Origin of the sequence: Thiohalobacter sp. IOR34 (assembly GCF_030406045.1) — a bacterium.
In the GTDB taxonomy this organism is placed as follows: Bacteria; Pseudomonadota; Gammaproteobacteria; order Thiohalobacterales; family Thiohalobacteraceae.
The window spans coordinates 1671854-1698833 of the sequence record NZ_CP128988.1 but is presented as its reverse complement, the minus strand read 5'-3'; the positions used below and the strand labels follow the sequence as shown (position 1 = coordinate 1698833).

Here is a 26980-nt window from a genome sequence, read left to right as displayed (position 1 = left end):
ATTGCTTCGACCGCTGGACAGCGGTGGACATACCCTTGCGCATCTTTCACGACGGTGACGAGTGGGTCTGCTACCACGAGCTGGCCGGTGATACCCACCTGTTCGAGCTGATTCCCGGAACGCTGCTGCAGATGCTTCGCGAGGAGACCCTGAGTGGTGGGCAGCTGGTGCAGCGCCTGCGGGAACGCTTCGAGTTCGAGGCGGATTTCAACCTTGCGGAATACGTCGACGAGGTGCTCTGGAAGTTCGAGCAGAATGCCCTGATCCGGCCCGTGCCATGAGGCTCTCCGATCTCAACCCGGTCGATCTCGAGCACCGGTTGCGCCGCGAGGGGCTCGCCCTGGCGATCGGGCCGTTCGGCGTCCGCCTGCACAGTGAACTGCCGGAGCTGGCGCAGACCCTGACGGCGCTCTATGTCGACTACCCCTTGCTTGGCGAAGACGACTGGGTGGATTTTCCGGTGGCGGTCAGCGCGCCCAGGGGGCCTCGCCGCTGGCTGCGGCCCCAGGTGCGTTTCCTGTTCGATGGCCATGCGCCCTTCAAGCCCTTGCCACGCAGCCAGGCCTATCCTTCACTGGAATGGGGTCTCAACTGGTGCATGGCCCAGCACACGGCGACCCATCTGGTCCTGCATGCAGCAGTGATCGAACGCGAGGGGCAGGCAGTGATCCTGCCCGGCCCCCCGGGTGCCGGCAAGAGCACCCTCTGTGCCGCCCTGGTGCAACGGGGCTGGCGGCTTCTCTCCGACGAACTGACCCTGCTGCGTCTCTCCGACGGTCGAATCGATCCGGTGCCCCGTCCGGTCAGTCTGAAGAACGAATCCATCGATGTCATTCGCCGCTTTGCCCCCGACTGCCGGCTCAGCGAGCCCTGCCGTGACACGCTGAAGGGTACGGTGGCCCATCTGCAGCCACCGCGCGACAGCGTACGGCGCATGGCCGAGCCGGCCCGGCCCGCCTTCGTGGTGGTCCCCCGCTACCTTGAGGGGGCGCCGGCCCGCTTCCAGCCGCGTTCCCGGGCACGAACCCTGCTGCATCTGATCGACAACGCCTTCAACTTCGCCCTGCACGGTGGCACGGGTTTCGAACGGGCGAAGGCATTGATCGATTCCGTTGACTGTCTCGATTTCGGCTACGGATGCCTGGACGAGGCGGTGGTGGCCTTCGACAGCCTGATCGCCGATGGGGCGCTGGAGGCACGGGCATGAGGATCGCGCCGCCGCTGCTGCTCGAGGTGCTGAAGGAACCGGCACGTATGGCCGAAGCCGAGCCGGGGCAGTGGGAACTGCTGATCCGCCAGGGTCGGCGCGCCGGTCTGCTGGCGCGGCTCGCCGATCTCTTCGCCGGGCAGGCGCGGGATGTCGAGATACCCGCCGCGGCACGGCGTCACCTCGACTGGGGACGGGCCGCGGCGGAGCACCATGCACATGTCATCCGCTGGGAGGTCGATCGTATCCTGCTCGGTCTGGCCGGCCTCGACATCCCGGTCATGCTGCTCAAGGGCACGGCCTATCTGATGGCCGGGCTGCCGGCCGCCCGTGGGCGCCTGTTCTCCGATGTCGACATCCTGGTGCCGCGCGAGTCGCTGGACGCCGTGGAGCGCGCGCTCTTCTTCGCCGGCTATGTCAGCAACCATTCCGACCCCTATGACCAGCGTTACTACCGCAGCTGGATGCACGAACTGCCGCCGCTGCAGCATGCCCGCCGCGGCACCCTGCTCGATGTCCATCACAACATCGTGCCGGACACGGCACGCCGGCCGGTGGCGGTGGCGGCACTCTGGGAGGGATCGCGGCGGCTGGCGCTGGGTGCGGCGGCGCACGGGGTGGAGCTTCGCGTCCTGCAGCCGGTCGATATGCTGCTGCACAGCGCGGTCCACCTGTTCAACGACGGAGAGTTCGGCCAGGGGCTGCGCGATCTGCTGGACATGCAGGCGCTGCTGGAACACTTCACTGCCGGCGAGGCGGATTTCTGGGAACGTCTGCTGGAACGCGCGCGCCTGCTCGGCCTGATCCGCCCGCTGTATTACGCCCTGCGCTACCAGCAGCGGCTGCTGGATGTGACGGTGCCGGCCGCGGTATGGCTGCAGCTGGAGAAGGCGGCACCCCTCGGTCTGGGGTTGCGCGACAGTTTGTTCGATCGCGCCCTGCTGCCGGAACATCACAGCTGCAGGGACCGCTGGAGCGGCCTGGCCCGCTGGCTGCTCTATGTCCGCGGTCACTATCTGCGCATGCCGCTGCCCCTGCTGCTGCCGCATCTGGCGCGCAAGGCGCTGCGTGGCGAGGCGGGCTAACCCGGATATTGCACCAAGGATTCGATGCTCAGGGCGGAGCTGGCAAAGCAGCCTGGCCGATCGCCCGCAGAAGCATGGCCGTAGCCAGGGTTCAAGGGCGATCGGCCAGGATGCGCAGCCAGATGCGTCCTGAAATCGAATAGGCGCAAACTGTACCCCGCCGTGAGGAGCCATTTGCGAGCCTCCCGGCCTTGCATGTCAGTCTGCACTCCGATTATAGGGGCCGCCTTGGTGCAATATCCGGGCTAAGGCCGCTCAGGCGCCGTAGACCTCGCCGGCGGCGAGCTTCTTCTCCCACTCCAGGGAGGTCCTGACGATGAAGTCCAGGTCGTCGTATTTCGGTTCCCAGCCGAGCAGGCTGCGGGCGCGGTCGGCGCGGGCGATGAGGATCGGCGGATCGCCCGGCCGGCGTGGCGCTTCCTCGACATTGAGCCTGTGACCGGCCACCCGCTCGACGGCATCGACCACCTCGCGCACGCTGTAGCCGTGGCCATAGCCGCAGTTGAGGGTTACCGACTCGCCGCCGCCGCGCAGGTAGTCCAGGGCCTTGAGGTGGGCATCGGCCAGATCCTCGACGTGGATGTAGTCGCGCACCCCGGTGCCGTCCGGCGTCGGGTAGTCGGTGCCGAAGATCATCAGCTTCTCGCGCCGGCCGGTGGCCACCTCGCAGGCGACCTTGATCAGCAGCGTGGCCCTGGGCGTCGACTGGCCGATGCTGCCGTCCGGACTGCTGCCGGCGACGTTGAAGTAGCGCAGCGCCACGTGACGCAGGCCGCTGGCGGCCGACAGGTCGCGCAGCATCCATTCGCTCATCAGCTTGGAGGTGCCATAGGCGTTGATCGGCGCATTGGGGCTGTCCTCGGTACAGGCATCCCCCTCGGGGATGCCGTACACCGCAGCGGTGGAGGAGAAGATGAAGTGCCGCACCCCGGCCTCCTGGCAGCAGGCCAGCAGGTTGCGGGTGTGGCAGGTGTTGTTGCCGTAGTACTTGAGGGGGTTGCTGACCGACTCCGGCACCACGGTATGCGCCGCGAAGTGCAGCACCGAGTCGATGCCGTGGCTGGCGAGCAGGCGCGAGACCAGGGCCTGGTCACCGGTGTCACCGACCACCAGCTCGGCGTTGCCCACCGCCTCGGCGAAGCCGGTCGACAGGTTGTCGAGCACCACCACCCGTTCCCCCGCCGCGGTCAGTTGTCGTACCACGTGGCTGCCGATATAGCCGGCGCCGCCCGTGACCAGGATGGCCCCCTGTTCCATGCGCTCTCTCCTCATGAGGTTCTCGAAATGTCTTGTTGTAGCGGCCACCGCCGCCAGAGCTTTCATTCGGTTTCCAGCATACCAGCGGCGGTGGCCGATTGCAGTGGACGGGGGCGCGGCATAGAATGGCCGCTGGTCGTAAGTTATTAACCCGGCAACCAAATAGGTTGTGTTCAGCCGCCGGGTAGCCGTCTGCGGCAAGGCATCGAAACGCCGCCGTAGCATTCCTACGGCAAGGTTCGATAACGCCGTCCGCAGACGGCTACCCGGCGGCCGGACCTGTTGAATCATAATGACCGGGGCTTCAGGCCTGTCCCGCTACGGCGTTGCGGTCCTTGGCAAGGAGAGCGACCCTTGCCGGCGGGCCGCGCCTTGTTCCGGAACAGGCCTGAAGCCCTGAACACAACCTATTTGGTTGCCGGGTTAATATCTGAATTACAGCGTAAAAATGCGTCCAAGGGAGGATCTGGTGTGACCGAGCAGGGGAGGGGAGCGTCGCTGATCAAGAGGGGGCTGCTGCTGACCGTGTTCCTTGCACCGGCCCTGTTGCAGGCGGGGGATCCGCCGATCGCGGTGGGCGAGCGCGAGGCGCAGCCCTTCCAGCGCTACCTCGAGGACTACGAACGCTGCCAGGCGCGCCGGGAGTTCAAGCCGGTGCGGGGCGAGTACGAGACCCGCGAGGAGTACCGGCGCCGGGTGGAACGGCTGCGCGCCGGCTGCGACGGCCGGGAGCGTCTCGAACCGGCCCGGTTCAAGGCGCCGGTGTTTCTCAGCTACGATGCCGATGCCCAGCGTTTCAGTTTCGAGCTGCCCCAGGCCAGGACCTACCGCATCCGCTACGACGCCCTGGTCTGGGACGACTTCCCCAAGCTGCTGGTCAAGCTGCCGCGTGACAAGTGGCACGTGGACGACCCGACGCCGCGGGCCAGCGTCTACAAGGAGTGCAGGCTGCGTCGGGTGAGTTTCGATCCGGCCTACTTCAGCCGGGTCGAGCCCTACCGCGCCGATTCCTGGCGCGGCTGTATGACCTACTACCAGCGCGGCGATGACTTCGGCTGGCACCGTGAGGAGGGGGTCTTCAGCATCGAGGACGTGACCTTCCATGCCTACATCCCGGTCGACAAGGCGCGGCGTCTCAAACGGCGGGAGCGGGATCTCTACTACCTGGTGAGCGGCAGCCTGCGGGTCCCGGAACGGCGCTTCGATGCCGAGCACGTCGAGCTGCGCGATGTCCGCACCGGCGAGGTGCTGATCACGCTTGAACCCTGAGCCCTACAGTCCCCGGCGTGATCCCCTGCTGTGGCTGGCGTTTGCCGCGGGGCCGCTGGTCTGGCTTGGCCTCTATCTCTATGCCCGGCCGCAAGCCGACTGGCTGTGGCCGCTGCACCGGCCGCAGGATGCCCTGCTGCTGGGCCTGGTCTACCCGCTGCTGGAAGAGCTGATCTTCCGCGGCTGGCTGCAGGGCGAGCTGCTGCGCCGGTCCTTCGGTCAGCGGCCAGTGCTGGGCCTCAGCGTGGCCAACCTGCTCACCAGCCTGTTGTTCAGTCTGCTGCATCTCGTCAACCATCCGCCGGCGGCTGCCGCCGCGGTGCTGCTGCCCTCGCTGGTGTTCGGTCATTTCCGCGAACGGGACGGCCGGCTGCGAATCCCCATCGCCCTGCACGCCTACTACAATCTGGGCTATTTCTGGCTGTTCAGCCCGGCGGCCTGATCCAGGTCAGGCCCGCTGCTTGACCTGGCCCGGCCGGTATCGATACTTGCAGATGGGTTGCACGTCACAGGGGGAACCGGCTACATGGCCGTCAGCCGAACGATCACTGCGCTCGTCCTCGCCGTCCTGGCACCCGTGGCCGCGGCTCATCCACCCACGTCCGGGATCCTCGCGGTCGGCTTCCTGCATCCGCTGACCGGAGTCGATCACCTGCTGGCCCTGACCGCGATCGGCCTCTGGTGGGGCTGGCAGAAGGGTGGCGGCTACCGGCTGCTGCCGCTGGCGGCCCTGGGCGGCATGCTGGCCGGCCTGGTCCTGGCGGGCAGGGGGCTGGGCCTGCCGCAGGTCGAGAACGGGATACTGGCAACCCTGTTCATTCTGGCCCTGCTGCTGCTGCGGCCCTGGCGGTTGCCGGCCTCTCGCGGCCTGCCGCTGGCGGCGGGCTTCGCCCTGCTGCACGGCCATGCCCATGGGCTGGAGCTGCCACCTGCTGTCGCCTGGCTGGACTTCAGCCTCGGCTTCCTGTTCAGCGGGGGCCTGGTCATGCTGTTTGGCGCCCGGCTGGCGGTGATGAGCCGTGAGCGGGGTTGCGAGGTCCTGTTGCGCCGTTGCAGCGCCGCGGTCCTGCTCCTGGCCGGTCTGGGTCTGGGGGCCGCTTGACGGCTGCCGTGGCCAGTTCCGCATCCAGCGCCGGCTTCCTGCCGCGCGCTGCCCTCGACAGCCTGATCCGGGCGCTGGAGGCCGCGGGTTACCGCTGCCTCGGTCCCAGGGTGCGCGACGGGGCCATCGTCTACGAACCCATGGGGGGGGCGCAGGATCTGCCCCGTGGGGTGCGGGATCGCCAGGGGCCGGGACAGTACCGGCTGCGGCAGACAGGGGACGCGCGCTGTTTCGCCTGGGCCAACGGCCCCCAGGCGCTGAAGCCCCTGCTGTTCCGGCCGCAGGAGGTCCTGTGGCGGGCGGTGCGGGGGGCGGGTGGTGCGCTGCGCTTCGAGAGCGTGACGGCCTCGGTCGAGCCCCTGGCGGTGATCGGCGTGCGGGCCTGCGACCTGGCGGCCCTGGCGCTGCAGGATCAGCACTTCCTGGCCGAGGGACGGAGCGACCCCCACTATGCCGCGCGGCGCAGGGCGCTGCTGCTGATCGCGGTCAACTGCAGCCATCCGGCGGCCACCTGCTTCTGCCAGGCCACCGGCGACGGTCCCCTGGTGACCGGGGGGCATGATCTGCTGCTCGATGAACTGGACGAGGGCTTCGTGCTGCAGGCGGGCAGCGCCGAGGGGCAGCGAATCGCCGCTGGCCTGCCGTTGCGACCCCTGTCCGATGCCCAGTTCGCCGACCTGCAGCGTCAGCGCCGCGAGGCCGCCACCCCGGGGCCGCGGCGGCTGCCACCCGGATCGCTCGCCGGCCGGCTGTTCGAACGCCACGATCATCCACACTGGCGCCAGGTGGCTGAACGCTGCCTCTCCTGCGGCAACTGCACCGCGGTCTGCCCGAGCTGTTTCTGTTCCGCCAACCATGCGCAACGTACCGCGGACGGCGAGGTCAGCGAGCAGCTGCGGGAATGGGACTCCTGCTTCAGCGAGGGGCACAGCTATATCCACGGCATCACCCTGCGCGCCGAGACCCGGCTGCGTTACCGGCAGTGGCTGACCCACAAGTTCGATGCCTGGCATGCCCAGTACGGGCGCAGCGGCTGCGTCGGCTGCGGCCGCTGTATCAGCTGGTGTCCGGCCGGCATCGATCCCACCGAGGAACTGGCGGTGCTGCTCGGGGAGGCGGAAGATGCCTGAGCTGCACACGCCCCGCGTCGCCGAGGTGGTCAGCCGCCGCCAGGAATCGCCCAGCGTCTTCTCCCTCGGCCTGCGGCTGTACGAAGCGACGGCGCAGGAGGCCTTCCGCTTCCAGCCTGGCCAGTTCAACATGCTCTACCTGTACGGCGTGGGCGAGGTGCCGATCTCCATCGTCTCCGATCCCGGCGAGCGGGCCGAGTTCGTGCACACCATCCGCGCCGTGGGGCGGGTGACGCGCGGACTGGCCCGGTTGCGGCCGGGCGACCGGCTGGGGCTGCGCGGTCCCTACGGTCGCGGCTGGCCGCTGGAGGCCCTCGAGGGCCGCGACATCCTGCTGCTCACCGGTGGCCTCGGTTGTGCGCCGCTGGTCTCGGTCGTCCACTACATCCTGCGACGGCGTTCGCGCTACGGCCGGCTGTGCATCCTGCAGGGGGTGAAGCACATGGACGACCTGATCTGGCGCGAACGCTACGAGGCCTGGATGCAGGAACCGGAGGTGCAGGTGCTGCTGGCCGCGGACGTGGCCGGGCCCGGCTGGCGCTGGCATGTCGGCCTGGTCACCGAACTGCTGTCCCGGGTCGAGCTGGAGCTGTCCACGGCGGCGGCCCTGCTCTGCGGGCCGGAGCCGATGATGGTGGCCAGCGTGCAGCGTCTGCTGGAGGCGGGCATGGACGAGGCCGCCATCTGGCTGAGCATGGAGCGCAACATGCAGTGTGCGGTCGGCCTCTGCGGCCACTGCCAGCACGGCTCGGACTTCGTCTGCCGCGACGGTCCGGTGTTCGCCTACCCGCGCATCCGCGAGCGGCTGGGACTCAAGGGGTACTGAGCACATGGACAGAGAGGGTGAAGCGCGGCCGCGCATCGCGGTGCACAAGTTCAGCTCCTGCGATGGCTGCCAGCTGGCTTTTCTCAACCTGGGGGAGGGGCTGCTGGCCCTGGCCGAACGGGTCGAGATCGTGCACTTCGCCGAGGCCGGCATGCTGGACGAGACGGCGGAGGTCGACATCGCCTTCGTCGAGGGCAGCCTGTCGGTGCCGGCCGACGTCGAGCGGCTGCGGGGCATCCGCGCCCGCAGCCGCCATCTGGTCAGCATCGGCGCCTGTGCCACCGCCGGCGGCCTGCAGGCGCTGCGCAACCTGGCCGGCGCCGACTGGCTGGGGGCGGTCTATGCGCGGCCGGACTATATCGCCACCCTGGATCGGGTGCGGCCACTGGCGGAGGAGGTGCATGTCGATCTCGAGCTCTGGGGCTGTCCGATCAGTACCCGCCAGCTGCTGGCCGCGCTCGACGACCTGCTGGCCGGGGTAAGTCCGCGCCAGGAGCGTGACGCCCTCTGCCTCGACTGCAAGCGGCGTGGCCGGGTGTGCACCCTGGTGAGCCGCGGTGCACCCTGCCTGGGACCGGTGACCCGCAGCGGTTGCGGCGCCATCTGTCCGGCCTTCGGCCGCGACTGCTACGGCTGCTTCGGGCCGGCGGAGAACGCCAATCCCGCGGGCCTGGGCCGGCGACTGGCTGGTCTCGGCCTGCGCCCGGCGCAGATCGCCGACCGCTTCCTGGCCATCAACAGCCAGGCGGAACCCTGGCTCGGCGCCGGCCGTGACTGGAAGGGACGGTCGTGAGCGAGCGGCGCCAGATCGACATCCAGGTGCCGGTGCTGACCCGGGTGGAGGGCGAGGGTGCGCTGGAGCTGCACATCGCCGACGGGGTGCTGCGGGACCTCAAACTGCGCATCTACGAGCCACCGCGTCTGTTCGAGAAATTCCTCGAGGGCCGCGAACCGGCCCAGGTGCTGGACATGGTGGCGCGCATCTGCGGCATCTGCCCGGTGGCCTACCAGCTGACCGCGGTGCAGGCCTTCGAGGCGGCGCTTGGTTTCGAGCCCGGCCCCTGGCTGTCTGCCATGCGGCGGGTGTTCTACTGTGGCGAATGGCTGCAGAGCCATGCGCTGCACATCCATCTGCTGGCGGCACCGGACTTCCTCGGCTTCAACGATGTGACCGCCCTGGCCCGCGAGCATCCCCAGGCGGTGCGCCGGGGGCTGCGTCTTCAGGCCCTGGGCAACGACCTCATCCGCCTGTTCGGTGGCCGCTCGGTGCACCCGGTGGGGGTCTGCGTGGGCGGTTTCCAGCGGGCACCGGAGGTCGACGAGGTGGAGGGGATGCGAACCCGCCTGGCGGCGGCGCGGGAGGATGCGGAGGCGCTGCTGGAATGGGTGACGGCCCTGCCCCTGCCGGACGATGCCCAGGATTTCGTCTGCCTGGCGTTGCGCCATGCCGAGGAATACCCGATGTACAGCGGCCGGCTGGTCAGTAGCGAGGGCCTGGAATTCGACGCCGAGGCCTTCGAGCACCATGTCGAGGAACGCCAGCTGCCCTATTCAACGGCCTTCCATGCCCTGCTCCACGGCCGGCCCTATCTGGTTGGCCCGCTGGCGCGCATCAATCTCAATCACCGGCAGCTGCCGGTGGCGCTCGGCGAGCGGCTTGAGCGGCTCGGCGTGGTCTTCCCCAGCCGCAACATGTATCACAGCATCATTGCCCGTGCTGCCGAGATCTGGCTGGCGGTGGATGAGGCTGAGCGCCTGCTGCGCGACTACCGGCGGCCGGAACGCCCCTGTACGCCGCTGCCCCCGGGGCCAGGGACGGCGGTGGCCGCCAGCGAGGCGCCGCGCGGTGTGCTCTGGCACCGCTACCGGCTGGATGCCGAGGGACGGGTGGAGACGGCGCGCATCGTGCCACCGACCAGCCAGAACCAGGCGCGCATCGAGGCCGACCTGCGCCAGGCGCTGACGACCTACGGCCTGGAGCGGGAGGATGCGGAACTGCGGCAACGCGGCGAGATGGTGATCCGCAACTACGACCCCTGCATCTCCTGCGCCACCCACTTCCTGCGGCTGTCAGTGCGCCGAGAATAGGGCGTTGCGGTTGGGGACGTGCTTGGTCTGCAGGATGCGCCGGGTAATGGTCTCGATCTCCAGCGGCTGGTCGGTGTCCACCTCCACCACGTAGTCTTTCTCCTCCTCGGCCAGCGGCTCGGCGCCCTGCAGTTGATGCGCCAGCACCTCGAGGCCGGCTTCGGAGGGATCCCTGCCTTCGGCGGCACGCCGGCGGATGCGCTCACGCAGGGTTTCCGGCCGGGCGTGGACGTCGAGGATCACGAAGGGCGCCGCGGCGACGGTGGCCAGACGCAGGAAGGCGGCCCGCTGTTCCCGCTTGAGGAAGGTGGCGTCGACGATCACCGGCAGGCCGGCGTCGATGATGCCATAGGCCAGCGCCAGCAGGCGCTGATAGGTCTGGCGGGTCCGCGTCTCGGTATAGGCGCCCTGTTCCAGCTCGGAGCGGGTGTCGGCATCAGGCGGCAGGCCGAGCAGGTGCTTGCGCTCGACGTCGGAACGGATGTGGATGGCGCCGCAGGACTCGGCCAGCTGTTCTGCCAGCCGGCTCTTGCCGGCCCCGGAATAGCCGTGGAGGATGATGATCGGCGGGGCCGCGGTCTCCCGGGTATAGGTGACCGCCAGCCGCAGGTGGCCTTCCAGGGCCTTGCGGTGGGGCTCGGCGCGGGCCGGATCGTCGCGGTTCTGCTGCCACTGGATGGCCTCGACCTTGGCCCGCACCATGGCCCGGTAGACCAGATAGTATTTGAGCAGCGACAGCCCCATGTAGTCGCTGCTCCAGGCCAGGTACTGGTTGAGGAAACGCCGTGCCAGCCGGTTCTGGTCGTGGTAGTCGAGATCCATGTAGAGAAAGGCGGCCTCGCTCATGGTGTCGATCCAGCGCAGTTCCTCGGAGAATTCGATGCAGTCGAAGATCAGTGGCCGTTCGTTCAGCAGCACCATGTTGGCGAGGTGCATGTCGCCGTGGCACTCGCGGATCCACCCCTCGTGGCGGCGTTGCTCGAATTCCTCCAGGTGCAGACTGAAGCTGTGTTCGCTCCAGGCCTGGATATGGCGGCAGGCATCGATCACCGTGGTCAGATCGCAGTGGCGGCGGATCTGTTCGAAGTTCTGGCGCATCTGCTGCTGCAGTACCTCCGCGGAGCCGAAGACGGTGTCGGTGCCGGCGACCGGGAGCTGCTGGTGAAAGGTGGCGATGTCGCGAGCCAGACGGTCGATATGGGTCGGCTGCAGTTCGCCGCGCGCGGTGACGCGGTCGAGGCGTGCCGCCTGCGGGAACTGGCGCATCTTGACGGCATATTCCACTGCCTCGCCGTCACCCAGCAGGCTGGGGTCGTCCTCGCTGCCATGGATGCCGACCACCTCGAGGTACAGCTCCGGTGCCAGCCGCCGGTTCAGGCGCAGTTCCTCCTGGCAGTAGAAGTGGCGTTTCTCAAGTGTACTGAAGTCGAGGAAGCCGAGATCGACGGCTTTCTTGATCTTGTAGGCGATCTCGCCGGTCAGCAGCAGACAGGAGATGTGGGTCTCGATCAGCTCGAAACGCTCCACCGCATGGGGAAAGCGGTCGGCGGACTGCAGGCGTTCGGCAAGGTGGCAGGCACTGTGTTTGCCCATCTGAGACATACCTTCATGGCACGCGCTAACGGCACCCCGAACCCCCCAGCACGGCCGCCGATATGACGCTTCTTGTTTTCTCTTCCCGCCAACCATGATAATTATCCGGAATATGATTACCTTGACGGGGGTCAACATCGGGGCGGGAAGGAACGGCGGGTGAAACGGCGGCTGCGGGTGATCGGTCTGGGATCGGCGCAGGGTAGCGACCGGGCCGGCTGGCTGGCCTGCGCAGCCCTGGAGGCGGCCGTCAGAGATCTGCCGCTGGGTGAAGAGGCGATCGATTTCGTCAACTGCGCCACGCCGGTGGAGCTGCCGCAGCGGCTCGAGGGTTGCCGGGCGGCCCTGCTGCTCGATGCCCTGCCCGGCGAGGGGCCGGCGTTCGGCCTGGTCCGCGTCGAGCCTGCCGCCCTGGAGGCCAGCGGGGTCTTGTCCAGCCATGGCTTCGGCGTGGGCGAGGGGCTGGAACTGGCCGCGGCCCTCGGTCTGCTGCCGGCCTCATGCAGTCTGATGGCTATCGTCGTCCCGCCCCGCTGCCCGGATCTCGAGGCCGGGGTCCGGTCCCTCGTTCCCGAGTTGTGCGCCGAACTGCAGCGCCTGCTGCAGACAGGGGGTACTTGAAGGGCGATCTGCTTCAGGCGGCGCCGTCGATCCGCCCGCGGCCGTCGTCCCGCAACAGACGGCTGAGATCGGCATGGCTCAGCGGCGAGCTGAACAGGAAGCCCTGGACATACTCGCAGCCCTGCTGGCGGAGGAATTCCAGCTGTTCCTCGTTTTCCACCCCCTCGGCGATGATGTTCATGCCCAGGGAGTGGCCCATCTGGATGATGGCGTTCACCAGCGCCGCATGGTCGGCGTCCTCGCGCAGGTCGTGGATGAAGGACTTGTCGATCTTCAGTGTCCGGCAGGGGAAGCGACGCAGATAGCTGAGCGAGGAATAGCCGGTGCCGAAATCGTCGATGCACAGGTCGATGCCGAGGTTGTGCAGGGCATTGATGGTGTCGGTCACCTCGCCGATCTCCTCCATCAGGGTGTGCTCGGTGATCTCCAGGTGCAACTGGGCGGGAGAGAGGCCGGTTTCCTGAAGGATGCCGCGGACCCGCTGCAGATAGGCCGGGTCGCGGAACTGTACCCGTGACAGGTTGACTGCGACCACGAACGGCGGCGGCTGATCCCAGCCGATGGCGTGCCGGCAGGCCTCGCGCAACACCCAGTCCCCCAGGGGGATGATCAGTCCGCTCTCCTCGGCGATGGGGATGAAGCGTTCCGGCGGAACCTGGCCGAGCTGTGGGTTGTTCCAGCGCAGCAGGGCCTCGGCCGCCACGATGTTGCGGGTCGCGGTGGAGAGGATCGGCTGATAGAGGATCTCGAACTCGCCGCGTTCCAGCGCGCCGTGCAGTTCGGATTCGATCTGCATGCGGGCCTGCGCCTCCTCGTTCATGGTCCGGGTGTAATACTGGAAGCCGTTGCGGCCAGCGGCCTTGGCGCGATACATGGCGGTGTCGGCATTGCGCAGCAGCGTGTTGACGTCGGTGCTGTCGTCCGGTGCCACGGTGATGCCGATGGACACGCTGATGTGCAGCTCGCGCCCGGCCAGGCGATAGGGGCTGCTGAGCACCTGGCAGATCTTCTCCGCCAGGCTTTCGGTGGCGGCGGCGTCGCGCACGTCGGAGAGGATCACCACGAACTCGTCGCCGCCGAGGCGGGCGACAGTGTCCTCCTCGCGCACGCAGTTGCGGATGCGCCGCGCCGCCTCGACCAGCAGCAGATCACCGTAGCTGTGTCCCAGGGTGTCGTTGACGTTCTTGAAATGGTCCAGGTCGAGGAACAGCAGCACGGTCTTCAGCTGCTGGCGGCGGCCATGGACCAGTGCCTGCTGCAGCCGGTCCATGCCCAGTAGCCGGTTGGGCAGCCCGGTGAGGGCATCGAAGTTGGCCTGTTTGACCAGCTGTTCCTCGTACTGCTTGCGCTGGGTGATGTCCTCCTCGATTCCCAGATAGTGGGTGATTTTGCCCGCTTCATCGCGCACCGGCGAGAGGATGGCCTCGACCCAGAAGCGCTCGCCGTTGCGGCGCTGGCCGATGAATTCGCCCTGCCAGCTGTTGCCATGGCGTAGCTGTTCGGTCACCTTGTCGGTCAGGTGGGACGGATTGTCCGCCGACAACTGGAAGGCCGGATGCCGGCCCCGTGCCTCCGCCGGGGTATAGCCGGTGATGCTGGTGAAGGCCGGATTGGTGTAGATGATGCGGAACCGCCGGTCCATGACCAGCACGGCCGTGGGGCTCTGCTCCAGGGCCAGGTTGAGCAGCCGCAGCTGCTGGTTGCGTTCCTCCAGTTCGCGGGTGCGTCGGTCGATCCGGTTCTCCAGGCTCTCGTTGAGCCGTGACATCTCCTCGGTCCTGGCCAGGAGTTCGCTGCGCTGCTCGGCGAGCCGGTGGGAGGACAGGTTGAGGGCCTCGATCAGTTCCGCCAGTTCACGTGAACTGCCCTGGACGGGGAGTTGCTCGCCGGGTTGGCGGGTGAGACGGCGGGCAAAACGCAGGGCACGGCGGAATTCGCGGGCCGGGGCATAGAGGATCAGCAGCAGGCTGAGCACGTCGAGGCCGATGGCCACGCCGGCGCTCTGCAGGTTGTCGCGTATGATCTCGGCACGCAGGCTGGCCAGGCTGCCGAGACCGGTCTCGATATGCAGCCAGCCGAGCGGTGTGGATGTACGCAGCGGATACCAGAGGCTGAGTTGACTGGTGCTGTAATCGAGGCGGGGCTTGCCGTCTTCGGCTCCTCCCGTGGGCAGACCGAGTTTCCTCAGTTCGTAGCTGACGTGCACGCTTGCCCCATCGCGATAGACATGGGAGAGGATGTTTCCCTCATTGTCCACCGCCTGGATGCGCTGCACGTAGGGGAAGGCAGCGGCCTGCACCAGCAGTTGTTCGAGGGCGTCGAGCTGGTTGGTGATGATCAGGTGATTGCTGCTCATCGCCAGGCTGCGGCCGAGGCTGAGGGCCTCGTCCTCGATCTGCCGCAGCAGGGCCTGTTGCTGATTGCGGATATTGAACAGGGTGGTGCCGGCAATGGTCAGGGCCAGCAGCAGGCCACTGACCAGGGCCAGCTGCAGATGCAGCGGCAGGCGGTGCCAGTGGTCGATCAGGGTGCGGCCGGCCATGGCTTAGCGGGGCCTTTCCACGAAATTGTCCAGCCGCAGTTCCTCCAGCGGCTGGTAGTCGCGTCGATAGTCGGCGGCCACTGGCTGGGGGAGCAGTACCGCGTTCAGCAGTTGCTGCCCCTTGGCCTGGCTGGCCAGCTCCAGCAGGGCCGACTGGATGTCGGTGCGCGCTTTCTCCGGCACCCGTGGGTGGACGCTGATCGGATGAGTGGTGGTGCTCGGCGTCCTGTAGATGATGCGCAGGTTGTCGCGCACCTCAGGCCGTTCCTTGTTCAGGGTGCGGTAGACACCACCGCAGGCCGCTACCCGGCCGAGCAGCACCTGGCGGTAGGCGTTGCTGTGGGTGCCGACGTACTGGGGGACGATGTGCAACTGCTCCTTCCTGGCCAGCAGGGCACGCATGTAGAGCGATACGGCGAAGGCATTCGGGGCGGCGAAGGCGATGCGCGTCCCCTGCAGCTGACGGATGTCGTGAATCGGGCTGTCGCGCCTGACCAGCAGGATGCCGGTCAGCCGGCTGGCACTGTCGCGGATGATGGGGATGTAGCCCTGGGCACGGTGGGCCATGACCGCGTGGTAGGGGTTCATGTAGGCGATGTCGCTGTCTCCGCGCAGGAAGTCTTCTTCGAAATCGGGGATGCTGTCGTAGATCTTCAGCCGGAACTGGTGGCCGGTCATTCGCGACAGGCTGTTGAGCAGCGGCGTCCAGTCGCGATGAATCTCGGTGCCGGTGAATTGGGGTACCACCGACCAACTGAAGGTCTCTGCCCTGAGGGACAGGGGCGTCAGGCAGGCGAACAGGAGGATCAACTGGCGGAGGTACCTCATGGCTCCTGTCCCGGAGACGGCTTCGAGCACTGAAGGTGGATTGGTGAGGCCGCGCAGTTTCCCCTCTTCACCGGTGGCCGGGTTTTTCCGCACCAGGCCCTGCTTGCGATAGCCCGGATATTGCACCAGGGATTCGATGCTCAGGGCGAAGCTGGCAAGGCAGCCTGGCCGATCGCCCGCGGAAGCATGGCCGTAGCCGGGGTTCAAGGGGGATCGGCCAGGATGCGCAGCCAGATGCGTCCTGAGATCGAATGGGCACAACCTGTACCCCGCCGTGTGGAGCCTTTTGCGAGCCTCCCGGCCTTGTATGTCAGTCTGCACTCCGATCATGCGGGCCGCCTTGGCGCAATATCCGGGATAGCTGCGGTCGGGATGGAGGGGGCGGTGGGCGTGTCGTTGTTCGCTTTCCGGGCGTTCCATGTCGCATAGCTGGCGTTTGAGCCGGTATTTCCCGTCAGCGCCGGATTCGCCGATACCCAACAGCCGATCCTCCGCGGCGCGCCGGGGGGCTGCCGTCCTCATCGGCCCACCAGCGGGCTGTCGAAAACCCTCTGACGGCACGATACGGCATTGAAAAATGGCTCAAAATGGTCATCTACAGCCACCTGAGCCGGGGTTTTCGCCACCATTTCTGCCTTGTCGCGCACTCGCCAGAGGCTTCTCCAACAGCCTGCCGGCGTCGATGCCACTGCTTCACCCCCGGAAGGGTGAGCGGCATGAGGGCTTCAGGTGCTCGCCGGGGTGAGTCGCCCAGTATGCGCATAGCGCCGGCCGGGGACAAGCCCCGGCGGCGGGTTCAGACGCGGCGGAAACGCCGCAGGTAGAGGCCTTCGAAGACGCGTTTGGCCCAGTGCAGCAGGCGGCTGGCGAATACCAGGCTGCGTTTTTCACTGCGGTAGACCAGGATGCCTCCATCCAGAGTGTCGACGATGCAGATCAGTTCAGGCCGGAAACGGTGCTCGGGTTCGGCTCCGCGCAGTTCGGCAAGCAGGTTGCGCGCCGCCACTTCGGCCTGCAGATCGGCCAGATGGGCCTGTTTGGGCATCCAGTCCGGGCCGGGGAAGCTGCCGCTGTCGCCGGCCACGTAGACACGCTCGGCATCGGCCACCCGGCAGTGGGCATCGGCGCGGAAGAAGCCGCCTGCCGACAGAGCCAGGCCGCTGTCCGCGGCCCAGTCCGGGCCGGTCATGCCGGGCATGAACAGGATCAGGTCGGCCTCGAATTCGCCGCCCTCGGTGCGTACCCGGTCGGCGTCGAAGCCGAGCAGCTTGTGGCCGAGGTGGGTGTCTATGTCGCGCCGACGCATCTCCCTGAGCAGGCCCTTCACGGCCCGTTCGCCGAGCCGCTTGCCGGGCTGTGGCGCCGGGTTGAAGAACACCAGGCGGAAGGCCTCACGGCGTCGCTGGCGGCGCAGCAGGGTGTCGATGCCGAACAGCAGTTCGAACATCGGGCCGCCGCGCATGGCGCTTGGCTCCCGGGGGTTGCTGCCGAAACCAAAGGCCAGGGTGCCGCCGTCGAGCCGGGCGAGGCGGTCACGGATGGCCTCGGCGGCCTCGACGCCCTCGCACAGGGTGAGGGCGTGTTCGATGCCTGGCAGCTTCTTCAGGAAACGCCCGCCGCTGGCGATCAGCAGGCCGTCGTTGTGCAGGTCTCCGCGGTCGGTATGTACCCGCCGGCCGCCCTCGGACAGACCGCTGACCCGGCCGGCGTGGAACTTCACCTTCAGCCGGTCGAGATAGGGGCGGAGCGGGATGCGCAGGTCTTCGCCGCGTCGCAGCCCGCTGGGAATCCAGATCAGACTCGGTGCATAGAGCAGCTCAGCGCGTGGCGCCACCAGGGTGATCTCTGCCTCCGGGGCTTCCCGGCGCAGGTGGCGTACGGCAGTGAGGGCGGCGAAACCGGCTCCAATGACAGTGATCTCGTGCATGGCAGGATTCCTTCCACTGGCCCATTAAATATTAGCATTTAATGATACGCAGGGGGCCGAGGCCATGCCTCAGATCATGAACAGGGCGGCCACCACCCGGCGGCCTTCGGCAAGCAGAATGTTGTAGGTGCGGCAGGCGGCGGCGGTGTCCATCACCTCCAGGCCGATGCCCTGCTCGATCAGTGGCCGCAGCAGCGCCGGTTCGGGGAAACGCAGCCGGGGGCCGGTGCCGAGCAGCAGGACCTCCGGCTGCCAGGCGACGAGCGACGCCAGGTGCTCGCTGCGCAGGGCATCGAAGTCCTGCGGCGGCCAGTCGGCCTGCAGGCGCTCGGGGGAGAGCACCAGGCTGCGGGTCAGCTCCTGTTCACCGACGCGGATCCGGCCCGCTTCATAGGCCCGGATGGCATAGGCGCTGCCCGGTTGGTCTTCGGCGAATCGCATGCGGCAACGATACCGGGGTCCGGCCAGCGAATCCACGTTCCTCCCGCCGCGCAGCGGGCAAGTCGCGTTTTGGATGTATTTTCCTGTAAAACAAGGGGCTTACGCCCTTTTTCGGCCACCCGGCGGCTTGTATCTCGGCGGGCTTTTCAGTACATTGCGTCGTTTCCATGCGATGGCCGCCCGCGCCTGAACCCGCTACAGAGGCTGACCAGAACCTTGTTCGACGAATTTCCGAGAATCAAACGGCTGCCGCCCTATGTGTTCAACATCGTCAACGAGCTGAAGGCCAAGGCCAGGGCGCGGGGCGAGGACATCATCGACTTCGGCATGGGCAACCCGGATCAGCCCACGCCGCAGCACATCGTCGACAAGCTGGTCGAGGCGGCCCAGCGCAAGGACACCCACCGCTATTCGCTGTCACGCGGCATCCCGCGGCTGCGCAAGGCGATCTGCGACTGGTACCGCAAGCGCTACCAGGTGGAGCTGGACCCGGAACGTCACGCCATCGTCACCATCGGTTCCAAGGAGGGGCTGGCACACCTGGCGCTGGCCACCGTCGGGCCCGGCGACGCCGTGCTGGTGCCCAATCCCGCCTACCCGATCCATCCCTACGGCTTCGTCATCGCCGGGGCCGACATCCGCCACGTGCCGCTGGTGCCGGATATCGATTTCTTCGCCGAACTGGAGAAGGCGATCAAGGATTCCTGGCCCAAGCCCAAGATGCTGGTGCTGAACTTTCCCGGCAATCCCACCACCCAGTGCGTCGAGCTGGACTTCTTCGAGCGGGTGGTGGAGATCGCCCGCGAACACGAGATCTGGGTGGTGCAGGACCTGGCCTACGCCGATCTGGTGTTCGACGGCTACCAGGCGCCGTCCATATTGCAGGTGCCGGGGGCGATGGACGTGGCGGTAGAGTTCTTCTCCCTGTCCAAGAGCTACAACATGCCCGGCTGGCGGGTCGGCTTCATGTGCGGCAACGAGACCCTGGTGGCGGCCCTGGCGCGCATGAAGTCCTATCTCGATTACGGCATGTTCACGCCCATCCAGGTGGCGGCCATCCATGCCCTGGAGGGGCCGCAGGACTGCGTCGGCGAGATCCGCGACCTGTACTGCAAGCGCCGCGACGTGCTCTGCGACGGCCTGAATTCGCTCGGCTGGACGGTGGAAAAACCCAAGGCGACCATGTTCGTCTGGGCGCCGATTCCCGAACAGTACCGCCACCTCGGTTCGCTGGAGTTCTCCAAGAAGCTGCTGGCCGAGGCGCGGGTGGCGGTATCCCCGGGGGTCGGTTTCGGCGAGTACGGTGACGACTATGTCCGCTTTGGCCTGATCGAGAACGAGCACCGCACCCGGCAGGCGGTGCGCGGCATCCGCGACATGTTCAGAAAAGACGCGAAGCTGGCTGCAGCCGGCGGAGGAGAGGATTCGTGAAACCCGTCAAGGTTGGCCTGTTGGGCCTGGGAACCGTCGGCGGCGGCACCTTCAACGTGCTGCGCCGCAATGCACAGGAGATCGCGCGCCGCGCCGGCCGCGGCATCGAGATCAGCCGCGCCGCGGCGCGCGAGTACGATCCGGCCGGGCTGCCCGGGATCGAGGCCATCGAGGTCAGCGACGATGCCTTCGCGGTGGTCGACGACCCGGCGATCGACATCGTCGTCGAGCTGATCGGTGGCTACAGCCCGGCCCTCGAACTGGTGCTGAAGGCGATCGACAACGGCAAGCACGTGGTGACCGCCAACAAGGCGCTGATTGCCCTGCACGGCAACGAGATCTTCGCCGCGGCCCAGGAAAAGGGCGTGATGGTGGCCTTCGAGGCGGCGGTGGCCGGCGGCATTCCCATCATCAAGGCGGTGCGCGAGGGCCTGGCCGCCAACCGCATCGAATGGCTGGCCGGGATCATCAACGGCACCGGCAACTTCATCCTCACCGAGATGCGTGACAAGGGGCGCGATTTCGACGAGGTGCTGAAGGAGGCCCAGGCGCTGGGCTATGCCGAGGCCGATCCCACCTTCGATGTAGAAGGCATCGACGCCGCGCACAAGCTGACCATCCTCGCCTCCCTGGCCTTCGGCATCCCGCTGCAGTTCGACCGCTGCTTCACCGAGGGCATCGGCCGCATCACCCGCGAGGACGTCAGCTATGCCGAACAGCTCGGTTACCGCATCAAGCACCTGGGCTTCGCACGCCGTACCGCGGCCGGGGTGGAGATGCGGGTGCATCCCACGCTGATCCCGGAACGGCGCCTGATCGCCAATGTCGACGGGGTGATGAACGCGGTGCTGATCAAGGGCGACGCCGTCGGTCCGACCCTCTACTACGGGGCCGGGGCCGGTGCAGAGCCGACCGCCTCGGCGGTGGTGGCCGACCTGGTGGACGTCACCCGGGTGCTGACCGCCGATCCCGAGAACCGGGTGCCGCACCTGGCCTTCCAGCCGGACGCCCTGTCCGACATCCCGGTACTGGCCATGGCGGACATCGAGACCGCCTATTACCTGCGCCTGTGCGCGGTGGACCGCCCGGGCGTGCTGGCCGAGGTGACCCGCATCCTCGGCGATCTTGGCATCAGCATCGAGGCCATCCTGCAGAAGGAACCGGTCGGCGAGGCCGCCCATGTGCCGATCATCCTGCTCACCCACCGGGTGCGCGAGGGCCAGATGAACCAGGCGATCGAAAAGATCGAGGCGCTGGACGCCATCGAGGGCAACGTGACCCGCATCCGGCTGGAGCATCTGAACGCCTGAAGGAGATGGCCACGGAACCCACTGAACCCACGGAAAGAACTATTGCGGCGCACGCGCTCCGCGCGGCGCCGTGAAACACAAGATATTTTCCGTGGGTTCAGTGGGTTCCGTGGCTGTCATGCCGAACTCAAACAGAGGACACTGAACATGCCATTCCGTCCCCGTTACACCGGACTCATCGAAAAATACCGCGACCGGCTGCCGATCCACGACGACACCCGCATCATCAGCCTGGGCGAGGGCAACACGCCGCTGATCCGGCTCAACAACATCCCCCGCGAGCTGGGCAAAGAGATCGATATCTACGTCAAGTACGAGGGCCTGAACCCCACCGGTTCCTTCAAGGACCGTGGCATGTGCATGGCCGTGACCAAGGCGGTGGAGGAGGGCAGCAAGGCGATCATCTGCGCCTCCACCGGCAACACCTCGGCGGCCGCGGCGGCCTATGCGGCACGCGCCGGGATCACCGCCTTCGTGCTCATCCCGGAAGGCAAGATCGCCATGGGCAAGCTGGCCCAGGCGATGATGCACGGTGCCGTGGTGCTGCAGATCCGCGGCAACTTCGACGCCGGCATGCAGCTCGTCAAGGACGTCGCCGAACAGGCGCCGGTGACCATAGTCAACTCCATCAACCCCTTCCGCCTGCAGGGTCAGAAGACCGCCGCCTTCGAGATCATCGAGGAGCTGGAGCGGGCGCCGGACTACCATTGCCTGCCGGTCGGCAACGCCGGCAACATCACCGCTCACTGGATGGGTTACAGCGAGTACTTCGAGCACGGCATCGTCAACGACCGGCCGCAGATGGTCGGCTACCAGGCCAGCGGCGCTGCGCCCTTCCTGCGCGGCGAGATGGTCGACAACCCGGAGACGGTGGCTACCGCCATCCGTATCGGTCATCCCCAGTCCTGGGACAAGGCCTGGAAGGTCAAGGAGGAATCGGACGGCTGGTTCGACGAATGCTCCGACGCGGAGATCCTCGCCGCCCAGAAGCTGCTGGCGCAGAAGGAGGGCGTGTTCTGCGAGCCGGCCTCGGCCACCTCGCTGGCGGGTGCCCTGCGGGACATCGAATCCGGCAAGATCCCCGAGGGCAGTACCCTGGTCTGCACCCTCACCGGTCACGGCCTCAAGGATCCGGATACCGCCATCGCCCAGAGCCAGGGCACGGTGCAGACCGTGGACGCCACCCTGGACGCCGTGCGTGACGCCATTCTGGCCGGCATGGCATAGCCAGGTAACAAAACACAATGGCCACGGAATCCACGGACAATCAAATAGCCACGAAATCCACGAAACCCACGAAAGGAAAAAATTGAGGCAACCGCTATGCGGTTTGCCAAAGAACTTTCCCAAGATCACTGGCCTCATACCAAGTAGGATGCTTTTCACGGGTTTCGTGGATTTCGTGGGTTTCGTGGCCAATCCCCTCGTCCGTGGATTCCGTGGCTATCATCCATCATGGCTTCCCGAACCCCCGAACTGACCCTGTTGCTGCCCGGTCTGACTGCCAGCCTGCCGGGCATGGAACACCCCGGGTTTCCCTGGCCGGTGGCGCCGGCGCTCGCCCGGCTGCTGTCCCGCGCCGATGTCGGGCCCGCGGAGCAGACGCTGGAGGATTTTCTGTTCAGGAAGCTGACCGAGGCCGATGCGCCACCCTGGCCGCTGGCCGCAGTGCGCTACCTGGGTGATACCGGCCGGTCGCCACCGGGACCGCTGCTCTGTGCCGATCCGGTGCACCTGCGTGCCGACCACGCCGAGCTGCGGCTGTTCGATGCCCGCCTGCTGGACATCGAGGCCGGGGAGGCGGCGGCGCTCGCCGCGGCCTTTGCCGACAGCGGCATCGCCCCGGAGTGGCGACTGGAGGTGGTGACGGCCCGGCGCTGGTACCTGCATCTGCCGGAATCCCCGGCCATCGAGACCCGGCCGCCGGCCGCGGTGATCGGCCGCCATATCGATGCCTATCTGCCACAGGGACCGCAGGCCCGGGACTGGCTGGCGCGACTCAACGAGGTGCAGATGCTGTTCCATGCCCATCCCGTCAACCAGGCTCGTGCAGAACAGGGCCGGCCGACCATCAATGGCCTCTGGCCCTGGGGTGGCAGCGCTGCCCTGCCGTTGCCACGGCCGGCCCCCTGGAGCCGGTTCTGGACGGAGGCGCCGCTCGGCCGCGGGCTGGCGCGGCTCGGCGGGCTGGAGGCGCGGCCCCTGCCGACGAGCGCCGACGACTGGCTGAACGAGGCCGGGGGCAGGGGGCTGCTCTGGCTGGATGGGCTGGAGACGGTGGCCGCCAGGCGGGACCTGGACGGCTGGCGAGCTGCCCTGGAGAGCCTGGAAGGCGATTGGTTCGCCCCCCTGCTGGATGCGCTTGCAGGGCGGCGTCTGGGCAGTCTCCACCTGGTGCCGGGCGATGGTCGCGAGTACCGTGTCGACCGCCGTCGGCTGCGTCGTTTCTGGCGACCGCTGCGCCCCCTGCAGGCGCTGCTCCGGTCATGAGGCGGATCATCCAGCGCCGTGCGCCGCGTTGCGATCCCGCTGGCCTGCCGGCGGAGCTGCATCCCCTGCTGCGAAGGATCTATGCCGCCCGTGGCCTGGAGGATCCCGCCCAGCTGGAGTTGTCCCTGGAGCGGCTGATTCCGCCGCAGCGCCTGGGGGGGGTGAAGCGCGCCGTCGATCTGCTGCAGCAGGCCCTCATCGAACAGCAGCGGCTGCTGATCGTCGGCGACTTCGATGCCGATGGGGCCACCAGCACCGCGCTCTGCATGCGTGCCCTGCGTTCCATGGGCCTGGCGCAGATCGACTATCTGGTGCCGAACCGCTTCGACTTCGGCTATGGCCTGACGCCGGAGCTGGTGGAGGTTGCCGCCGGCCGCGGGCCGGATCTGATCCTGACGGTCGACAACGGGGTCTCCAGCATCGAGGGCGTGGCCGCGGCCCGGGCGTTGGGCATCCGGGTACTGGTGACCGATCATCATCTGCCGGGCGAGCGCTTGCCGGCGGCGGATGCCCTGGTCAATCCCAATCTGCCCGGTGACGACTTTCCCAGCAAGCATCTGGCGGGCGTCGGTGTGGCCTTCTATCTGATGCTGGCGCTGCGCGCGCGACTGCGCGACAGCGGCTGGTTCAGCGCGGCCGGCATTGCCGAGCCGAACCTGGCCGCGCTGCTCGATCTGGTGGCCCTGGGTACCGTGGCCGACGTGGTGCCGCTGGATCACAACAACCGGATCCTGGTCGAGCAGGGCCTGCGCCGCATCCGTGCCGGCCGCTGCGTGCCCGGTATCCGCGCACTGCTGGAGGTCGCCCGCCGCAGCCCGGTGGCCCTCCAGGCCAGCGACCTCGGCTTCGCGGTCGGGCCGCGGCTGAATGCCGCCGGCCGGCTGGAGGACATGGCGCTGGGCATCGAATGCCTGCTCTGCGACGATCCGGATGCGGCACGGGGCATGGCCGCCGAACTGGATGCCCTGAACCGCGAACGGCGCGAGATCGAAGCGGGGATGAAGGCCGAGGCGCTGGCCGAGCTGGAGCGCGTGCAACGGCAGGCGCCGGAGACGCTGCCGACCGGCGTCTGCCTCTACCGCCCCGAATGGCATCAGGGGGTGATCGGCATCCTTGCCGCGCGGGTGCGCGAGGCCTGGCATCGGCCGGTGATCGCCTTCGCCCGCAGCGGGACGGGGGAGCTGAAGGGCTCGGCGCGCTCGGTGCCCGGCTTGCACATCCGCGATGCCCTGGAGGCGGTCGCGGCCCGTGAACCGGGGTTGATCCCCAGGTTCGGCGGCCACGCCATGGCCGCCGGCCTGAGCCTGCGCGAGGCGGATCTGGAGACCTTCCGCACGGCCTTCGACGCCGAGGTTCGGCGCCACCTCGGCCCCGACGACCTGCGTGGTGTCATCCACAGCGACGGTGAACTGGCCCCGGATGCGCTGAACATGGAGACCGCCGAGCTGCTGCGCGGTGCCGGTCCCTGGGGGCAGGCCTTTCCGGAGCCGGTGTTCGATGGGGTCTTCGAGTTGCGCTCCTGGCGGTTATTGAAGGATGCGCATCTCAAGCTGCAGTTGCGTCCCCGGGGTGGCTCGGTGACGCTGGACGCCATCGCCTTCAACCAGGCCGATGCCATCGAGCCCCGCGAAGGCATGCGGCTGGAGATCGCCTACCGGCTGGACATCAACGACTACCGTGGACTGCGCAGTCTGCAGTTGATGGTCGAATATCTGCGAGAGGGTCCGGCCGCCTGAGCTGTGATTTGTTGAGTTGGCAGAGCGTCTGATCGAAGCTCTACAGGCCCCGGCTCGGCGCTCGGTACGGAAAGAGAGGTGCGGGAGCCACCCTTGCCAGCGAGCTGCGCCTTGATCCGGACCCTTCATGAGGCCCTGAAAACGATTTACTAAGACAAACGATAACAAAGCCTCATTCAGCGGGTCTCTGGACGATCAGCCCGCAAGGCGCAATGGCGCCGGCAGGGTGATTCCCTGTCAAGCCATGGCAACCTGCGGATGGCCGTCCAGAGGCCCGCCCGCAGGGAGCTTGCCAGGCGCCCCGGCTCTGCGTTGTGCCCCTTGGCAAGGGCGGGCCATTCCCTGCGGGGCACGCCTTGATCCGGGGCGCCTGGCAAGCTCTGAATGAGGCTTTGTTATCGTTTGTCTTAGTATCTCGTTGCCGGGTCAATAACCAGATTTGATCAGGCCTTTCTTAGACGTAGCCCAACAGCAGCAGCTCCCAGCCGATCAGCGCCAGATAGCCGGCAAAGATCATGGAAATCAGTCCGCCGGTCGGCAGCAGGCGGAAGGCCCGATGGCGCAGATGGATGACCAGGACCGCCAGACAGGCGCCGGTGAGGATGATCTTGAACACGGCGAACAGCCGCAGATCCCGCTGGATGAGATAGTCCATCACGGGGTTGAGTTCCACGGCATCGTGCTGGGTGAGCAGCAGAATGGTCAGGCCGGCATCGAGCAGGCAGAGGACCATGATGCCGAAAACCATCAGGAACCAGTGGGCACCGTATTCGTCGATGTAGTAGCTGCTGCGCTCCGATTCGCGCCGCGGCCCGCGGCGGCGGCGCAGCCGGTCGCCGTAGACCAGGGTCTTCCAGGTGAAGCGTCGCCGGTCCGGCAAGGCCCGTTTGTCAGGTCTCGCTTCGGTCTGCGGAACCCGCTTGGAAGGGGAAACAGTCATCGCACGTTTCGTCACCAGTCACAGGGGCGATCCAGATCAAGGCGGCTGAAGTGCCACTTGTTGGACAATGCCCGGCCAGCTCCGTGATGTCAATAAAATGGCACCTTGGGCTGTGGTGCCAGAACAAAGAAATTAGATTATAAAATGTGTGTATCAATATGATTTTCAACCTGGAACGAGTCGATCATGAGCTTCCCCTGTTTCGCCTGCCGTTGCCGACGGCGGACACGGTCAACGCGGCCTTGCTGCAGGACTTCCAACAGCACCGTGATGATCCCGACCTGCGGCGCAGCCATCTCTTTGGCGGGCGTTACGAGAATCTCTATCTGCCGCTGGCCCGCGTGCCGGCGCTGGCCGAGGTACTGGCAGTAGCGGTGGCGGGCACCCGGCAGATTCTCGGCCTGGCGGCGGACGTCGAGTTGCGCGCCGGTGGCTGGTTCAACGAGATGGGGCCGGGCCAGGCGACCAGCCTGCATCGTCACGACGACGACGACGAACTGATGTCGGCGGTGTACTACGTGACGGTGCCCGCGGATTCCGGTGATCTACTGATCCATGCCGGTGAGCGACGTTTGCGAATTCCACCGCGGGTCGGTCACCTGGTGTTCTTCCCCCCGGATCTGGCGCACGAGGTCACCGAAAACCGCAGCGAGGCGACCCGTCTGTCGATCGGCATCAATGTGGGCCCGGTGGCCGGCTGAAGACCTCAGAGGTCTCCCAGGCGGCGCAGCGCGACCAGCCGGTGATCGGCGTCGAATTCGATCTCGAACAGCCCATGGACACCGTTGTGGCGGACGAAGGGGCGCAGGGCAGCGGCGGGGAAGCGCAGGCGGCGGCCGTCCAGGGCCCGCGCAAGGACGTCGCGCGCACTGCCCTGGTAGAAGTGCAGGTAGTCGTCGGCCGAGAGTTGCAGATGGAAGCGGATGCGTTGCGACATGGTCTCCAGGATACCAGCCCGCATGATGTGCCGAGGATACGATGCTCAGGGCGAATCCGGCAAAGCAGGTCGGGCCAGCAGCCTGTCGGACTCAGGACTGAGCTACTGCGCGGGTGGGAGAGCGGCGCGAATCTCCCCGATTTCCCGTTGCGTAGTGTCCACTATGCGCCTCGAAATCGTGAAGATTCGTTCTCGTTCTCCCGGCCTGCTCGCTACGATC

The 26980-nt window shown here is 67.1% G+C and carries 25 protein-coding genes; 17 read left to right on the top strand and 8 right to left on the bottom strand.

The window, feature by feature from the left end; translation table 11 throughout:
* The first annotated feature begins 35 nt into the window (after positions 1-35).
* Genes QVG61_RS07845 through QVG61_RS07835 form a run of 3 tightly spaced genes read left to right on the top strand, consistent with a single transcriptional unit; the run spans position 36 to position 2292 of the window.
* Positions 36-281: an HPr-rel-A system PqqD family peptide chaperone gene (locus QVG61_RS07845; RefSeq protein WP_289930079.1), complete on the top strand. Its 246-nt coding sequence runs from the start codon at positions 36-38 to the stop codon at positions 279-281.
* Positions 278-1207 (top strand): HprK-related kinase A, encoded by a 930-nt coding sequence (locus QVG61_RS07840; protein ID WP_289930078.1) that lies wholly within the window; start codon positions 278-280, stop codon positions 1205-1207. The genes QVG61_RS07845 and QVG61_RS07840 overlap by 4 nt, the downstream gene beginning before the upstream one ends.
* Complete coding sequence (locus QVG61_RS07835) at positions 1204-2292, top strand: nucleotidyltransferase family protein (RefSeq protein ID WP_289930077.1); 1089 nt, start codon at positions 1204-1206, stop codon at positions 2290-2292. Before QVG61_RS07840 ends, QVG61_RS07835 begins: the two co-directional genes overlap by 4 nt.
* Positions 2293-2547: 255 nt before the next feature.
* Here the strand turns inward: QVG61_RS07835 and galE are convergent, their stop codons facing one another.
* Positions 2548-3549 (bottom strand): UDP-glucose 4-epimerase GalE, encoded by a 1002-nt coding sequence (gene galE / locus QVG61_RS07830; RefSeq protein WP_289932745.1) that lies wholly within the window; start codon positions 3547-3549, stop codon positions 2548-2550.
* Between the two features lie 471 nt (positions 3550-4020).
* On the opposite strand from galE, the gene QVG61_RS07825 reads away from it, so the two are divergent.
* The 7 genes from QVG61_RS07825 to QVG61_RS07795 all read left to right on the top strand — a co-directional run bounded on the left by QVG61_RS07825 (position 4021) and on the right by QVG61_RS07795 (position 9964).
* Positions 4021-4818, top strand: a complete 798-nt coding sequence (locus QVG61_RS07825; RefSeq protein WP_289930076.1) for a hypothetical protein — start codon at positions 4021-4023, stop codon at positions 4816-4818.
* The gene (gene mrtJ, locus QVG61_RS07820; protein WP_289930075.1) at positions 4808-5260 is read left to right on the top strand and encodes a JDVT-CTERM system glutamic-type intramembrane protease; all 453 of its coding nucleotides are present in this window, start codon (positions 4808-4810) and stop codon (positions 5258-5260) included. The genes QVG61_RS07825 and mrtJ overlap by 11 nt, the downstream gene beginning before the upstream one ends.
* Positions 5261-5344: 84 nt before the next feature.
* Entirely contained in the window at positions 5345-5920 is a 576-nt protein-coding gene (locus QVG61_RS07815; RefSeq protein ID WP_289930074.1) for a HupE/UreJ family protein, read from the top strand.
* Positions 5921-5928: 8 nt separating this feature from the next.
* Positions 5929-7050 carry a 4Fe-4S dicluster domain-containing protein gene (locus QVG61_RS07810; RefSeq protein WP_289930073.1) on the top strand — a complete coding sequence of 374 codons (1122 nt, stop codon included), beginning with the start codon at positions 5929-5931 and terminating at the stop codon, positions 7048-7050.
* Positions 7043-7876, top strand: a complete 834-nt coding sequence (locus QVG61_RS07805) for an FAD/NAD(P)-binding protein (protein ID WP_289930072.1) — start codon at positions 7043-7045, stop codon at positions 7874-7876. Before QVG61_RS07810 ends, QVG61_RS07805 begins: the two co-directional genes overlap by 8 nt.
* A gap of 4 nt (positions 7877-7880) precedes the next feature.
* Entirely contained in the window at positions 7881-8669 is a 789-nt protein-coding gene (locus tag QVG61_RS07800) for a sulfhydrogenase subunit delta (RefSeq protein ID WP_289930071.1), read from the top strand.
* Entirely contained in the window at positions 8666-9964 is a 1299-nt protein-coding gene (locus QVG61_RS07795) for a Ni/Fe hydrogenase subunit alpha (RefSeq protein WP_289930070.1), read from the top strand. The genes QVG61_RS07800 and QVG61_RS07795 overlap by 4 nt, the downstream gene beginning before the upstream one ends.
* Here QVG61_RS07795 and QVG61_RS07790 read toward each other — a convergent pair.
* On the bottom strand, positions 9947-11557 hold the full coding sequence (locus QVG61_RS07790; protein ID WP_289930069.1) for a bifunctional aminoglycoside phosphotransferase/ATP-binding protein: 1611 nt from the start codon (positions 11555-11557) through the stop codon (positions 9947-9949). The genes QVG61_RS07795 and QVG61_RS07790 overlap by 18 nt on opposite strands.
* A 159-nt stretch (positions 11558-11716) precedes the next feature.
* Between QVG61_RS07790 and QVG61_RS07785 the strand changes: the two genes are divergently transcribed.
* On the top strand, positions 11717-12178 hold the full coding sequence (locus tag QVG61_RS07785; protein WP_289930068.1) for a hypothetical protein: 462 nt from the start codon (positions 11717-11719) through the stop codon (positions 12176-12178).
* Positions 12179-12191: 13 nt separating this feature from the next.
* Here the strand turns inward: QVG61_RS07785 and QVG61_RS07780 are convergent, their stop codons facing one another.
* The 4 genes from QVG61_RS07780 to QVG61_RS07765 form a co-directional block, all read right to left on the bottom strand.
* Positions 12192-14720 (bottom strand): EAL domain-containing protein, encoded by a 2529-nt coding sequence (locus tag QVG61_RS07780; protein ID WP_289930067.1) that lies wholly within the window; start codon positions 14718-14720, stop codon positions 12192-12194.
* A 3-nt stretch (positions 14721-14723) separates the two neighbouring features.
* Positions 14724-15548 carry a phosphate/phosphite/phosphonate ABC transporter substrate-binding protein gene (locus QVG61_RS07775; RefSeq protein ID WP_289930066.1) on the bottom strand — a complete coding sequence of 275 codons (825 nt, stop codon included), beginning with the start codon at positions 15546-15548 and terminating at the stop codon, positions 14724-14726.
* A 796-nt stretch (positions 15549-16344) separates the two neighbouring features.
* Complete coding sequence (locus QVG61_RS07770; protein WP_289930065.1) at positions 16345-17475, bottom strand: FAD-dependent oxidoreductase; 1131 nt, start codon at positions 17473-17475, stop codon at positions 16345-16347.
* Between the two features lie 69 nt (positions 17476-17544).
* The gene (locus QVG61_RS07765) at positions 17545-17916 is read right to left on the bottom strand and encodes an Mth938-like domain-containing protein (protein WP_289930064.1); all 372 of its coding nucleotides are present in this window, start codon (positions 17914-17916) and stop codon (positions 17545-17547) included.
* A 216-nt stretch (positions 17917-18132) separates the two neighbouring features.
* Between QVG61_RS07765 and alaC the strand changes: the two genes are divergently transcribed.
* The 5 genes from alaC (at position 18133) to recJ (ending at position 24883) form a co-directional block, all read left to right on the top strand.
* Entirely contained in the window at positions 18133-19347 is a 1215-nt protein-coding gene (gene alaC / locus QVG61_RS07760) for an alanine transaminase (RefSeq protein WP_289930063.1), read from the top strand.
* The gene (locus QVG61_RS07755) at positions 19344-20657 is read left to right on the top strand and encodes a homoserine dehydrogenase (protein WP_289930062.1); all 1314 of its coding nucleotides are present in this window, start codon (positions 19344-19346) and stop codon (positions 20655-20657) included. The genes alaC and QVG61_RS07755 overlap by 4 nt, the downstream gene beginning before the upstream one ends.
* A 147-nt stretch (positions 20658-20804) precedes the next feature.
* Positions 20805-21884 (top strand): threonine synthase, encoded by a 1080-nt coding sequence (gene thrC / locus QVG61_RS07750; RefSeq protein WP_289930061.1) that lies wholly within the window; start codon positions 20805-20807, stop codon positions 21882-21884.
* A 228-nt stretch (positions 21885-22112) separates the two neighbouring features.
* On the top strand, positions 22113-23147 hold the full coding sequence (locus QVG61_RS07745; protein WP_289930060.1) for a hypothetical protein: 1035 nt from the start codon (positions 22113-22115) through the stop codon (positions 23145-23147).
* The gene (gene recJ / locus QVG61_RS07740) at positions 23144-24883 is read left to right on the top strand and encodes a single-stranded-DNA-specific exonuclease RecJ (RefSeq protein ID WP_289930059.1); all 1740 of its coding nucleotides are present in this window, start codon (positions 23144-23146) and stop codon (positions 24881-24883) included. Before QVG61_RS07745 ends, recJ begins: the two co-directional genes overlap by 4 nt.
* A gap of 454 nt (positions 24884-25337) precedes the next feature.
* Here recJ and QVG61_RS07735 read toward each other — a convergent pair whose 3' ends face one another.
* Entirely contained in the window at positions 25338-25823 is a 486-nt protein-coding gene (locus tag QVG61_RS07735; RefSeq protein ID WP_289930058.1) for a DUF5658 family protein, read from the bottom strand.
* Between the two features lie 158 nt (positions 25824-25981).
* Here QVG61_RS07735 and QVG61_RS07730 point away from each other — a divergent pair, with 158 nt between their 5' ends.
* Positions 25982-26524 carry a 2OG-Fe(II) oxygenase gene (locus QVG61_RS07730; RefSeq protein WP_289930057.1) on the top strand — a complete coding sequence of 181 codons (543 nt, stop codon included), beginning with the start codon at positions 25982-25984 and terminating at the stop codon, positions 26522-26524.
* A gap of 5 nt (positions 26525-26529) precedes the next feature.
* Here the strand turns inward: QVG61_RS07730 and QVG61_RS07725 are convergent, their stop codons facing one another.
* A complete protein-coding gene (locus tag QVG61_RS07725) occupies positions 26530-26760 on the bottom strand; it encodes a DUF2835 domain-containing protein (RefSeq protein ID WP_289930056.1) in 231 nt (76 codons plus the stop codon).
* Positions 26761-26980: the final 220 nt, after the last annotated feature.